Origin of the sequence: Flavobacterium sp., from assembly GCF_035456085.1 — a bacterium.
In the GTDB taxonomy this organism is placed as follows: domain Bacteria; phylum Bacteroidota; class Bacteroidia; order Flavobacteriales; family Flavobacteriaceae; genus Flavobacterium.
The window spans coordinates 1-12,652 of the sequence record NZ_DATIDY010000185.1 but is presented as its reverse complement, the minus strand read 5'-3'; the positions used below and the strand labels follow the sequence as shown (position 1 = coordinate 12,652).

At 32.5% G+C, this 12,652-nt stretch carries 12 protein-coding genes; 6 read left to right on the top strand and 6 right to left on the bottom strand.

Annotated features, from left to right (window positions below; genetic code table 11):
- Both carB and rpmH read right to left on the bottom strand, forming a co-directional pair.
- A partial coding sequence (gene carB, locus VLC96_RS13895) for a carbamoyl-phosphate synthase large subunit (RefSeq protein ID WP_325263822.1) occupies positions 1-2,243 on the bottom strand: 2,243 nt, incomplete at its 3' end.
- Positions 2,244-2,396: 153 nt separating this feature from the next.
- Positions 2,397-2,558: a 50S ribosomal protein L34 gene (gene rpmH / locus VLC96_RS13890; protein ID WP_008464848.1), complete on the bottom strand. Its 162-nt coding sequence runs from the start codon at positions 2,556-2,558 to the stop codon at positions 2,397-2,399.
- A gap of 164 nt (positions 2,559-2,722) precedes the next feature.
- Between rpmH and VLC96_RS13885 the strand changes: the two genes are divergently transcribed.
- Together VLC96_RS13885 and VLC96_RS13880 are read left to right on the top strand one after the other, a co-directional pair.
- Positions 2,723-3,238 carry a DUF2892 domain-containing protein gene (locus VLC96_RS13885; protein ID WP_325263820.1) on the top strand — a complete coding sequence of 172 codons (516 nt, stop codon included), beginning with the start codon at positions 2,723-2,725 and terminating at the stop codon, positions 3,236-3,238.
- A gap of 159 nt (positions 3,239-3,397) precedes the next feature.
- Positions 3,398-4,093 carry a TlpA family protein disulfide reductase gene (locus VLC96_RS13880; RefSeq protein WP_325263819.1) on the top strand — a complete coding sequence of 232 codons (696 nt, stop codon included), beginning with the start codon at positions 3,398-3,400 and terminating at the stop codon, positions 4,091-4,093.
- 12 nt (positions 4,094-4,105) lie between these two features.
- On the opposite strand, the gene VLC96_RS13875 is transcribed toward VLC96_RS13880, so the two are convergent.
- Entirely contained in the window at positions 4,106-4,780 is a 675-nt protein-coding gene (locus tag VLC96_RS13875) for an alpha/beta hydrolase (protein ID WP_325263818.1), read from the bottom strand.
- Positions 4,781-5,052: 272 nt separating this feature from the next.
- On the opposite strand from VLC96_RS13875, the gene VLC96_RS13870 reads away from it, so the two are divergent.
- The 4 genes from VLC96_RS13870 (at position 5,053) to VLC96_RS13855 (ending at position 9,081) form a co-directional block, all read left to right on the top strand.
- Entirely contained in the window at positions 5,053-5,355 is a 303-nt protein-coding gene (locus VLC96_RS13870) for a GNAT family N-acetyltransferase (protein ID WP_325263817.1), read from the top strand.
- A gap of 213 nt (positions 5,356-5,568) precedes the next feature.
- Positions 5,569-6,954 (top strand): TolC family protein, encoded by a 1,386-nt coding sequence (locus tag VLC96_RS13865; RefSeq protein WP_325263816.1) that lies wholly within the window; start codon positions 5,569-5,571, stop codon positions 6,952-6,954.
- Between the two features lie 10 nt (positions 6,955-6,964).
- Complete coding sequence (locus VLC96_RS13860) at positions 6,965-7,918, top strand: HlyD family secretion protein (RefSeq protein WP_325263814.1); 954 nt, start codon at positions 6,965-6,967, stop codon at positions 7,916-7,918.
- A gap of 68 nt (positions 7,919-7,986) precedes the next feature.
- Positions 7,987-9,081, top strand: coding sequence for an ABC transporter permease (locus VLC96_RS13855; RefSeq protein ID WP_325263813.1), 1,095 nt, complete (start codon positions 7,987-7,989; stop codon positions 9,079-9,081).
- Between the two features lie 56 nt (positions 9,082-9,137).
- Here VLC96_RS13855 and VLC96_RS13850 read toward each other — a convergent pair whose 3' ends face one another.
- The 3 genes from VLC96_RS13850 to VLC96_RS13840 all read right to left on the bottom strand — a co-directional run bounded on the left by VLC96_RS13850 (position 9,138) and on the right by VLC96_RS13840 (position 12,606).
- Positions 9,138-10,772, bottom strand: coding sequence for an ABC-F family ATP-binding cassette domain-containing protein (locus tag VLC96_RS13850; RefSeq protein WP_325263812.1), 1,635 nt, complete (start codon positions 10,770-10,772; stop codon positions 9,138-9,140).
- A gap of 249 nt (positions 10,773-11,021) precedes the next feature.
- Positions 11,022-12,197 carry a GlmU family protein gene (locus VLC96_RS13845; RefSeq protein ID WP_325263810.1) on the bottom strand — a complete coding sequence of 392 codons (1,176 nt, stop codon included), beginning with the start codon at positions 12,195-12,197 and terminating at the stop codon, positions 11,022-11,024.
- Between the two features lie 157 nt (positions 12,198-12,354).
- The gene (locus VLC96_RS13840; protein WP_035633195.1) at positions 12,355-12,606 is read right to left on the bottom strand and encodes a type B 50S ribosomal protein L31; all 252 of its coding nucleotides are present in this window, start codon (positions 12,604-12,606) and stop codon (positions 12,355-12,357) included.
- Positions 12,607-12,652: the final 46 nt, after the last annotated feature.

The window sequence follows — 12,652 nt, the reverse complement described above, 5'->3', positions numbered from 1 at the left end:
ATTACGTGCTCTTCCAACTCTTGTTTGTTGATTACGATTTTCATCCCTTGACCTCCCAATACATAAGAAGGACGAATCAATAACGGGAAGTCTAAAGAATCTGCCAAAATAGAAGCTTCCTCAGCTGTTTCCGCAATTCCGAATTTAGGGAAAGGAATATGTAATGCAGTCAATAAATCAGAGAAACGCCCTCTGTCTTCAGCTAAATCCAAAGCATCAAAACTGGTTCCGATGATTTTCACACCGTATTTTGACAATTTTTCAGCCAATTTCAAAGCAGTCTGACCTCCTAATTGCACTATTACACCTTCCGGTTTTTCGTGTTGGATAATATCATAAATATGTTCCCAAAATACCGGTTCGAAATACAATTTATCAGCAGTATCAAAGTCTGTAGAAACCGTTTCAGGGTTACAGTTAATCATGATGGTTTCATAACCACATTCTTTGGCAGCAAGAACTCCGTGTACGCAAGAGTAATCAAACTCGATTCCTTGCCCGATTCGGTTTGGTCCTGAACCAAGAACGATTATTTTCTTTTTATCGGTTACAACACTTTCGTTGTCAACATAACGCTCTCCGTTGGCTTTTTCTATTTCAGCCTCAAAAGTAGAGTAATAATAAGGTGTTTTTGCTTTAAACTCAGCCGCACAAGTATCAACTAATTTGAACACACGGTTGATGTTCATTGCCATACGCAAACTATGTACATCACTTTCTTTACAACTCATCATGTGAGCAAGCTGTCTATCTGCAAAACCTTTTTGTTTTGCTTCTAGCAGTAATTCCCTTGGCAACGTTTCTACATTATAATTAGAAATTTCCTTTTCTAAAATATAAAGCTCTTCGTATTGTTTCAAGAACCACATATCAATTTTTGTGATTTCGTGGATACGACTCAATGGAATTCCCATTGCAATAGCATCATAAATCACAAAAACACGATCCCAACTGGCATACGTCAGTTTCTCTATAATTTGTTCATAATTTTTATATCCTTTTCCGTCGGCACCAATTCCGTTTCGCTTAATTTCCAAAGATTGTGTTGCTTTGTGAAGCGCTTCTTGGAACGAACGTCCAATACCCATTACCTCACCTACCGATTTCATTTGAAGTCCCAAAGTTCTGTCAGAACCTTCAAATTTGTCAAAGTTCCAACGAGGAATTTTCACAATCACATAATCCAAAGTCGGCTCAAATAAGGCGGAAGTCGATTTTGTGATTTGATTTTGCAATTCATCAAGATTATATCCTAAAGCCAATTTTGAGGCAATTTTTGCAATTGGATACCCAGTTGCTTTTGAGGCTAAAGCAGAAGAACGAGACACACGTGGATTGATTTCAATCGCAACAATATCTTCTTTTTCATCTGGTGAAACTGCAAATTGCACGTTACAACCTCCTGCAAAATTACCAATACTACGCATCATCAAGATTGCATAATCACGTAATTTTTGGAATGTAGTATCTGATAAAGTCATTGCCGGCGCAACCGTAATCGAATCTCCAGTATGAATTCCCATTGGGTCCATATTTTCGATAGAACAAATGATTACTACGTTATCATTTTTATCTCTCAAAAGCTCCAACTCATATTCTTTCCAACCCATTAAAGCTTTGTCAATCAAAACTTCATGTATTGGAGAAGCTTCAAGACCTCTTGTTAAAAGGACATCAAAATCCTCCTTTTTGTAAACAACTGCTGCTCCAGTACCACCAAGTGTAAACGAAGGACGAATTACCAATGGAAAACCAAACTCCTGAGCAATTTCTTTACCTTCTAAATAAGAAGTAGCTGTTTTTGCAGGTGCTGTTGGTACATTTATTTTTTCTAAAAGCTGTTTAAACTGCTCTCTGTCTTCGGTGATATTGATAGCGTTTACGTCAACACCTATTAGTTTTACTCCAAAATCTTGCCAAATTCCTTTTTCGTCAGCCTCCAAACATAAATTTAAAGCTGTTTGACCTCCCATTGTTGGTAAAACTGCATCAATTTGAGGATGTGCCTTTAGAATCTCAATAATAGATTTTGTCGTTAAGGGTTTTAAATAAACATGATCCGCCATTGATGGATCTGTCATAATTGTCGCTGGATTTGAATTAATTAAAATTACTTCAATTCCTTCTTCGCGGATAGATCGGGCAGATTGTGATCCAGCATAATCGAATTCACACGCTTGACCAATAACTATCGGACCTGAACCTATTATTAAAACTGACTTAATGGATGTGTCTTTTGGCATTTTTTTTATTGTTGTAGTTATTTTATTTTATTCACTTAAAGCTTTACAATTTGTTATCAAATTACATATCAAGCTTTTTTAAAACAGTACCGCTTGGGTATAAAAAAAGGCGATACTAAAAAAAGTAACGCCTTATAGATGTTCATTCAAACATTATTTCTTGTGTCTTGGTTCAGAAGATACAGTCAATTTATGTCTTCCTTTAGCTCTTCTACGCGCTAGAACTTTTCTTCCATTAGCAGAAGCCATTCTATCCATAAATCCGTGTTTATTTCTTCTTTTTCTTTTCGATGGTTGAAATGTTCTTTTGCTCATTGCTTTGTATATTTAAATCTTTAATTAGGTGTCTATTTATTTTGAATAATGGTTGTTCCAAAACCGAGTGCAAATATACAAAGACTTTTTTTTCTGGCAAGTAGTTTTTAAAAAATATTTTCAAATCCTTTTACTATCTTTGTAACCATAAATCACTACATATTATGTTTCATAAAAATATCAAACTTATTATTACCGGACTTATTATAATTACTAGCATCTGGCAATTTACAGAAAGCAATATTGGTAACGGAATATTCCTTATTTTATTATCTGGAATTCCCGTTTTTTTATATTTTAAAAATGAATTTATCTTACTTGCTTTTCTAAAACTAAGAAAACAAGACTTCGAAGGCGCCAAAAAATGGTTAGCATACATTAAAAACCCAGAAACAGCATTGGTTAAAAAACAACAAGGATATTTCAATTATCTTCATGGAATTATGGTTTCGCAAACCAATATGAATCTAGCCGAAAAATATTTTAAGAAAGCAATTGAACTTGGTTTATCTATGGATATGGATTTGGCTGTTGCCAAATTAAATCTTGCTGGTATAGCTATGACCCGCAGAAGAAAACTTGAAGCTACTACTTTATTAAATGAAGCTAAAAAATTAGACAAACAAAATATGCTAAAAGAACAAATTGCTATGATGAAAGAGCAGATGAAAAAAATATAATTTATAATTTTTATCATAAAAAAACGTTTTAAATTCAATTTTAGAACGTTTTTTTTAATTTTAACTCATTTAAACGAATTTATTTGCTTTTAATCGAGTAACTCATTGAATTATGAAAAACCTTTCTAGTTTTGTTAGATTCCATAATTTCAATGTTTTATGAACAAATCAATACTTATTTTATTGTTTATCTTATCTTTAAATTCATCTTACAGCCAAGATACAATTGTGTATTTTTCTGATGCAATAAAACAAAACATAGCTCCTTATAAAAAAGCATCCAATAAAGCTTATGAAAGCAATAATATCAAAGAAGGCAAACTACTTTTTGATTCTTTGGTAAAAACGAAACTTGTTGGAACAAAATTTGACGATTTCAATCTTAAAGTCTATAAAGACAAGAATATAAAAATAAATCGCATCAACAAACCAATATTTATAATCACTTATGCTGCTTGGTGCGTGATCCCTAAAGGTGAAATTCCTGCATTAAATATACTCGCAAAAGAACATAGCAATGACATACAATTTATTGTGGTATTTTGGGATAAAAAAACAGATCTAAAAAATATTGCTTATAAATTTAATAGCAACATTAAAGTTTGTTATGCAAATGAATATTACGCGAAAGACTCTCATATAATTGCAACAATCAAACATACTTTAGGTTTTCCTACTTCTATTTTTATTGATGAAAACAAAAATGTAGTGAGTATTAAACATTTTGAAAATAAAACAAAATTAAAAACTCCTATAAAAGAGGCTATCATAACAAGCTATAATTACTTCAGCAAAGACATTAATGAAAACCTTGTCAATGCAATTCCACAAAACAAAAGCTTTAGCATCAATTAATTAGATTTTATTTCAAACAATCTCTTTATTATTTAGAATAATCTCAGGTAAATTAGTGTTTAACCATTTGTATTTGTTGAGAATCATAACATGAGTACCTCCATTTACAATAACACATTTGTCTTTAATATATTTAATCGGAAAAACATCATCCTTATCACCATGAATATGCACCACTTCTTGGTTAGCGACGGTTCTGTCCCACAAAATCACTTGTTCGATTGCCCAATCTAAATAACGCTTGTCTCTTACGGAGAGAAATTTATCGTACAGTTTAAGTCTTTCATTCATTTTTTTTCCAAATGAAAATTTTGCCAGACTTTCAATATTTTCCACCAAACCAATGGGAATCAATTTATATGCCTTTGTGTTTTTGGCCAGAATCATTCTCCTTGGAAATTCTAAATTACTTTTTACACTCGAAATAATTATAATTTTTCGAGCGTTAACAAAATTCGCCATCTCTTGCACTAAAATACCTCCAAAAGAAACTCCAATTAAAACTGGATTTTCATGCGTAATCTTATTTGCAATTCGTTTTGCATATTCTTGAAGCGATTCTTTTTCTTGTGGAATTTCCCATTCCAAAAAAAACATCTCAAATTCTGATTCAGGAAGTTTAATTCTTTCAAAAATAGAAGTACTTGCCGCCAACCCAGGCATAAAATAAACTGGAATCTTATTCATATTTCAATATAAATTTGATTTTATTATATATATCCACCTAAAGCTAATATTCCTTAAAATTAAATATTTTATTATTCAACTAATGTTTTTGTATACTATTTTACAAACTAATACTCTTTTTCGGAGTATAAAAACAGATGAAAACCTAAACAACATAAGGGGTTGAAAATTAATATATTAAGTTATTCTTAAAACAAATTGTAACTGGATATCAATTAATTACCTTTGCACTTTAAAAAAATAATTGCTCATCACAGCATAAACTACCTCAAATGAAAGAGATAACAAAATTAGAAATTAAGGATAATGCTTTTGCCAGACAATTTGAAACTAAAGTAGAAGCAGGGATAGTTTCATTAGAATATTCATTTCAAGAAAGAAAAATATTTTTAACTAAAATCAATGTTCCTGAAAATTTCGATGATGAAGAATTTATTACTATTTTTCTAAAAAACATCATGGAGTTGGCGATTGAGAAAAAATTAAAAGTAGTTCCAATTCTACCTAAAATAGTTACTTTTTTTAAAAAGAATCCAATTTACAAAGAATTACTTCCTCCTGGAATAAGGATATAATAATAAGAGCCAATTTATTTATATAGACTGGCTCTTATTGTAAATCCTAATTCCAAGCCCAAAAATAACGCTCTTTTTTATATCGTTATTTCTGGACGGGACATCTTAAATAAAAAAGAGAATATCTGTACAGATATTCTCTTTTTTACTTAAATTTATGCTACTAAGCATTTTACATTTTCTAAAGTTTATAAAATTATAAAATCAATTTTTATGAATAAGAAAATTATCTACCAATTCATTTTTTGTTTATTTCTTACAAATTTATATTCTCAGATAATAGTTTCTACAAGTCTTGAAGATGCTATTAAAAAAGCTATAGATAAAAACATTTCGGTTAAAAATTCAACAATAGAAATCGAGAAATTAAATCTTCAGGAAAAAGGGATTCGCAACAAATACATCCCAACTGTTGAAGCCAGTGGACTCTATTCTTATTTTAACGGGAACATCACCCTAGACCTTCCAGCATCAACTATTCCAATTGCAAATATCCCACTGTTCAACCATAAAACAACTTATGATAATTCGGGGAATTTTTTTATAGGAAGTGTTATGGCGAAAACTGTACTATTTAGCGGAATGCAAATTCCCAATGGAGCCAATGCAGTCAAACAAAAAGCCATTGGAACAGCTTACTTACAAGACTCCGAGAAAGATGCCATCATCAAAGATGTAATTAACTCTTTTGATCAGTTGCAGTTAATCAACGAAACCGATAAACTAATTAATGACAGTGACAAAAGGCTGAATACCGAAACCAAAAGAGTTTCAAAGGCCATTGAACTAGGACTAGCTATTCCTTATGACAGGGATAAAATAAAATTAGCTCTGTTAGAATTAGAATCCAAAAAAACAGAATTAGATGGAAAACGAGTATTACTCTATAAAAAACTCGAATACTTAACTGGTTATTCCAATACTGAAATCAATACTGTTCAATATGAAATTGTTCCCTATGTTCTTTTTGAAACTAATTTAGACACTAAAAACAAACAAGAAATTAAAGCCTTAGAATCATTCAAATTAGCTAGTGAATATCTATTGAAAAAAGAAAAAGGAACATACTTACCTACAGTTGGCGCATTTGGGGGAATCGTTTATTCAAGCATATTTGATGTAAAAGGAACTACATCAACAGTTCCAATTATAAATCAACCTTTAAGTCTTGGAGTAAATGAAATTTCACTAAATCCATTGTTAATGGTTGGAGCCGCAATGAAATGGGAAATTTTTGCAGGCTTTGAAAGAGAACACAAAATACACGAAGCCAAGTTAAACATTGAAAAAGTTCAAAATCAAATTGATGACACCAAACAAAAACTAAAATTACTGTTAGAAAACAACATTGTGAACTATCAGGTATTATTGAAAAAAATTGAAATTTCAAATCAACAAGAAAAAGTAGCTAAAAATAATTTAAACTTAGCTTCCAAACAATACAAAGAAGGCCTTATCAATGTTTCGGAACTATTAGAAGCCGAAAATGATTTATTTAAAACATCCACTACCAAACTAAACACCTTAATAGAGGAACGTTTGGCCGCAATTGAAACTATAATAGCTACAGGAGAATTAGCCGAAAAATTATCTAAATAAATATCTACCTATGAAAAGAGCTATCACCATACTGACCTTGACATTAATCTCATTAAGCTGTAATAAACCTAAAAACAATACCCTATTACAAGGAAAAGTAGAGAATGAACAACTTGCAGTAGTAAGTAAGATTCCTGGTAAAATAATTAAAATATTAGTAAAAGAAGGAGACTTTGTAAAAAAAGGCGACACCTTAGCCATTCTTGACATCCCCGAAGTAGATGCCAAAAAAAGTCAAGCCGAAGGCGCAGTAATAAGCGCAAAAGCTCAATATTCAATGGCACTAAAAGGAGCTACAGACAACCAAATCAAACAGCTCGAAGCCAAAAAAACGGGATTGAAAGAGCAATATGAATTTGCCCAAAAATCAATAAACAGATTAAGTAATATGCTCAAAGATTCCTTGGTTTCACAACAGACTTTTGATGAAACCTTTGCAAAATACCAAGGAGCACAAGCTCAATATAATGCAGTATTAGCCGAGATTGACGAAGCTAAAAAGGGGGCTAGAATAGAACAACAAACAATGGCTCTGGGACAACAAGACAGAGCATACGGCGCCTTGCAGGAGGTAGAATCTGCTAACAAGGAACGTTTTGTAATAGCACCTCAAGATATGAGTATTGAAACCATAACACTTAACTTGGGAGAATTAGCCTTGCCAGGTTATACTTTATTTAATGGTTACATAAGCAACAGCACATACTTCCGATTTACAGTTCAGGAGAGCCAACTTTCCGGATTCAAAAAAGGACAAGAAATAACCATCAATATTCCTAATTCAGACAGAAAAATAAAAGGAAAAATCACAATCATTAAACAACTAGGCTCATACGGCAATATTTCAACCGCTTACCCCGATTATGAATTACAAGAAAGCTTGTTTGAAGTAAAAATTACTCCTATTAATAGTAGCGAAGCAAAAGATTTAATTACCAAAACGACAGTAACTTTATCTTTATAATTATGCAAAATTTCTTTTCACTCTTAAAAAGAGAATTTCAATTATTTTGGCAAAATAAAATCTTACGAATGCTCTTTATAGGAGCACCTTTATTGTACGCGGTATTATTAGGATATGTATACAACAAAGGAAAAGCAACTGATTTACCGATTATCGTAGTAGATATGGATCAATCTGAGATGAGTGCGAAAGCTATTGAAATGTTTAATGATAATGAAGTTATTACTATTAAGGCTCTATTATTCGACAAAAATAATCTTTCAAAAATTGCTATCGACAATGAAGCCAATTGTATTGTAATTATTCCAAAAGATTTTCAAAAAATGGTACTGACCAAACGGTATCCAGAAATAACAACGATTGTCAATACGGCAAATATTCTAACGGCAAATTTTTCATCCAATGCAATACAAGTTTGTTTAGGAACCTTAAAAGTAGGCATTCAAATGGAAACCTTAAGGAAGCAAGGCGTTCCGGAAAAACTATTAGCATCAGAATACGAGCCTTTCAAAACCACTTTTGTTAAAAAAAACAACCGTAGTGGCAATTATTTATATTACTTATGGCCAGGTGTTTTAGCAGCTGTTTTACAACAGGTCATGTTATTGGCTCTAGCCCTATCTTTTGCCTCAGAATTTGAGAATGGAACTTTTAAAATTTTAGTTGAACAATGCCCTTCTGTTTTTAAAATGATGAGTATAAAAATTGTTCCTTACCTTATTATGAGCTTTGGGATTTGGTTGCTTTATTGGATGTTTACCTTTTACTTCCGAATACCTTTTTTCGAAAATTTACTGAAGCTCACTTTTGTAGCTGGGATATTTATACTATCTGTATCTTTCATCGGAATATTAGTGAGTATATTAATTCCAAATCAGCTTAAAGCTACCGAAATTTTAATGGTTATTGCTACACCGAGTTTTATATTAAGTGGATTCAGCTGGCCATTAAGCCAAATGCCCAATTGGGTACAAGGCGTTGCCAATGTAATTCCTTTGACACATTTTTTAAAAGCTTTCAGAATATTAATTGTTGAGAATGGCAGTCTCTCACAAACTTGGGATTCCATTAAAAACATGATTATTATAGGAAGTGTTTGCGCGGTCTGGGCTTACATTGCATTGTATTTTAAAAAAAAATCGGTTCTGAAAAGTGACCTATAAAAAACAAAGGCAAGAGAAATTAAACTCTTGCCCAATGCTATCTTTCTGAAAAAAAATTATTTTTCAATTTCTTTCATGCTGTCCATTTTCTTGTGAGCTAAGAAACCAGCTATATCTTCGAAATGTTCTACTACGCGTTTGTTACCAAATTCAAAGACTTTAGTCGCCAATCCGTCCAAAAAATCACGATCGTGAGAAACCAAAATCAACGTTCCATCAAAATCACGTAATGCATCTTTGATAATATCTTTGGTTTTCATATCCAAGTGATTTGAAGGCTCATCAAGAATTAACAAGTTTACCGGTTCCAGCAATAATTTGATCATCGCCAAACGTGTTTTTTCTCCTCCAGAAAGCACCTTAACCTTCTTGGTAATATCATCTCCATGAAACATAAAAGCGCCAAGAATATTCTTGATTTGCGTTCTTACATCTCCAACTGCAATATCATCTATAGTTTCAAAAATGGTTGCATTTTCATCTAATAATGCTGCTTGATTTTGAGCGAAATAACCTATTTGAGAATTATGTCCAATTTCAACAGAACCGCTGTCAGGAGCAAACTCCTTCATTATAGCTTTAATCATTGTCGATTTTCCTTCCCCATTCTTACCAACAAATGCCACTTTTTGACCTCTTTCAATAACAATATTAGCATCTTTAAAAACAACGTGATCTCCGTAAGATTTGGACATATCTTTTACAATCACAGGATATTGTCCAGAACGAGCTGCTGGAGGGAATTTCAAACGTAAGGCAGAAGTATCTACCTCATCAACCTGAACAATTTCTAGTTTTTCCAACATACGAACACGAGATTGAACCGCATCTGTTTTGGAAAAAGTCCCTTTGAAACGATCAATAAAAGCTCTGTTATCAGCAATCATTTTTTGTTGCTCGTCATATGCTTTTTGCTGGTGTATACGACGGTCTTTTCTTAATTCTAAATAATGAGTATATTTTGCTTTGTAGTCATAAATGCGACCCATTGTTACTTCAATAGTACGATTCGTAATATTGTCGACAAACGCTCTATCGTGTGAAATTACAACAACTGCTTTAGCCGAATTAATCAAGAAATCCTCCAACCATTGAATACTTTCGATATCCATGTGGTTCGTAGGCTCATCCAACAAAATCAAATCAGGTTTTTGCAAAAGGATTTTAGCCAATTCGATTCGCATTCTCCAACCTCCAGAAAACTCTGAAGTTTGACGAGTAAAATCTTCACGAACAAAGCCAAGTCCGATTAGGATTTTCTCAACTTCAGCTTCATAGTTTATTTCTTCGATAGCATAATACTTCTCGCTTAAATCTGAAACTCTTTCGATTAATTTCATATAAGCATCACTTTCATAATCTGTACGAACGGTCAATTGCTCATTGATTTCATCGATTTCGGCTTTCATTTTAAAGATTTCACTAAAAGCTTTGGAAGCTTCTTCCATTACAGTTGCGCCATCTGTAGTCAACAAATGTTGTGGCAAATAAGCAACAACAGCTTCTTTTGGCACAGAAACACTTCCTGTAGAAGGCTTTCCATGTCCTGCAATAATCTTTAAAAGTGTTGACTTACCAGCACCGTTTTTACCCATAAGGGCAATTCTGTCATTTTCATTTATTGCAAAAGAAACATCACTAAAAAGAGTCGTTCCACCAAATTGAACCGAAATGTCGTTTATTGTAATCATTGTTTTCTGTGAATTCGTTTAATCGGCTAATCGTTTATTTGATTACCCATTTTTTTGAAGGTGCAAAGATAGATTTAATTAAGAGAATGTGCCAATTCTTAATGTGGCAATTTGCCAATTACATAATTAGATAATTTTTCCAACTAAATCATTTAGTTTCAAATAAAAAAAGAACCAATAATTACAAAATGCAAATATCAGTTCTTTATAAATCATCTAATTAACACATTGACTAATTATCACATTAAATCACTCTTTCCTCCATTTTTTAGATTCCTCAAAAATGTGTTCAAGAATAGCCGCTTCTTTTTCATCAAAATCTACATTTCTTCGGCTCATTACTAACCTTGCAGTTTCAAATGCTTTTTTGGTTACATAAGTTGTAAAACCTGTAGCTCCACCCCATGAAAAACTCGGTACAAAATTGCGAGGAAAACCACTGCCAAAAATATTAGCACTCACTCCTACCACAGTTCCTGTATTAAACATCGTATTGATACCACATTTACTATGATCTCCCATCATTAATCCACAAAATTGAAGACCTGTTTTGGCAAAACTTTCTGTTTCATAATCCCACAATTTTACCTCTTCATAATTGTTTTTCAAATTAGAATTATTACTGTCGGCTCCAATATTACACCACTCCCCTAACACTGAATCTCCAAGAAATCCGTCGTGCCCTTTATTTGAGTAAGCAAAAATAACTGCATTTTTAACTTCTCCTCCAATTCTGGAATAAGGCCCGACAGTAGTGGCGCCATATACTTTAGCTCCCATTTTTACCTGTGCATTTTCACATAAAGCAAAAGGTCCACGGATAATAGAACCTTCCATGATTTCAGAATTCTTACCTATATATATTGGTCCGGTTGAAGCATTCAAGGTTACAAATTCTAATTTGGCTCCTTCTTCAATAAAAATGTTTTCGGGAGCAATGGCATTTACGCTTTTTGGAATTGGTTGAGATTTTCTGTCCTCTGTCAAAAAATCAAAGTCTTCGCGAATCGCCGCATCATTTTTTGAAAAAATATCCCAAGTACGTTCAATCGTAATTACCTCTTCATTGTATTCTATAATCTCATAATTATCAAAATCGACTGATTCCTGTTCGTCATTTGTAAAAAATGCGATAACATCATCTCCTCTGAAAATAGCCTGATTCGATTTTAAATTACTTATCATTTCTATCAAAATATCATTTGGCAGAAAAGAAGCATTAATCATTATATTTTCTTCCAATTCAACCATTGGAAATTTCTCTGACAAATATTCTTCGGTAACCGTTGTGGTAGTAGAACCTAAACGTGCTTCCCATTTTTGACGAATAGTCATAATACCAACCAAAATATCGGCAACAGGTCTGGTAAAAGTAAAGGGTAACAAAGCATTTCGAGCGGGACCGTCAAAAAGTATGTAGTTCATAAATTAGATTATAAATTGTTAAAATGTGATTTGGTTATCGCGGCAAAGTTACAACTATTTTTAAATGTTGCCGAGAGATGAAAACCTTAACTAAAAAGACAGACATAAAAAAAGCCCCGCAAATTGCGAGGCTTCCTGTATTTGGAACCAGTTAAAATTATTTAACGTGTTTAGCGTATTTAGTTTTGAATTTATCAATACGTCCTGCAGTATCGATAAGTTTAGATTTACCTGTGTAAAAAGGGTGAGAAGTTCTAGAAATCTCCATTTTTACAACTGGATATTCAACACCTTCGTGAATAATAGTTTCTCTAGTCTCAGCAGTAGATTTAGTGATAAAAACATCTTCATTTGACATGTCTTTAAAAGCAACTAATCTGTAATTTTCTGGGTGTACACCTTTTTTCATCTTGAATCTTTTTTATTTGTTTGGCTATAACTTATTTTGAAGCTTT

Excerpts from the sequence above, each read along its gene's own strand:
- rpmH (WP_008464848.1), bottom strand. The coding sequence starts at position 2,558 with ATGAGCAAAAGAACATTTCAACCATCGAAAAGAAAAAGAAGAAATAAA.
- VLC96_RS13885 (WP_325263820.1), top strand. The coding sequence starts at position 2,723 with ATGTTTCATAAAAATATCAAACTTATTATTACCGGACTTATTATAATT.
- VLC96_RS13880 (WP_325263819.1), top strand. The coding sequence starts at position 3,398 with ATGAACAAATCAATACTTATTTTATTGTTTATCTTATCTTTAAATTCA.
- VLC96_RS13875 (WP_325263818.1), bottom strand. The coding sequence starts at position 4,780 with ATGAATAAGATTCCAGTTTATTTTATGCCTGGGTTGGCGGCAAGTACT.
- VLC96_RS13870 (WP_325263817.1), top strand. The coding sequence starts at position 5,053 with ATGAAAGAGATAACAAAATTAGAAATTAAGGATAATGCTTTTGCCAGA.
- VLC96_RS13865 (WP_325263816.1), top strand. The coding sequence starts at position 5,569 with ATGAATAAGAAAATTATCTACCAATTCATTTTTTGTTTATTTCTTACA.
- VLC96_RS13860 (WP_325263814.1), top strand. The coding sequence starts at position 6,965 with ATGAAAAGAGCTATCACCATACTGACCTTGACATTAATCTCATTAAGC.
- VLC96_RS13855 (WP_325263813.1), top strand. The coding sequence starts at position 7,987 with ATGCTCTTTATAGGAGCACCTTTATTGTACGCGGTATTATTAGGATAT.
- VLC96_RS13850 (WP_325263812.1), bottom strand. The coding sequence starts at position 10,772 with ATGATTACAATAAACGACATTTCGGTTCAATTTGGTGGAACGACTCTT.
- VLC96_RS13845 (WP_325263810.1), bottom strand. The coding sequence starts at position 12,197 with ATGAACTACATACTTTTTGACGGTCCCGCTCGAAATGCTTTGTTACCC.
- VLC96_RS13840 (WP_035633195.1), bottom strand. The coding sequence starts at position 12,606 with ATGAAAAAAGGTGTACACCCAGAAAATTACAGATTAGTTGCTTTTAAA.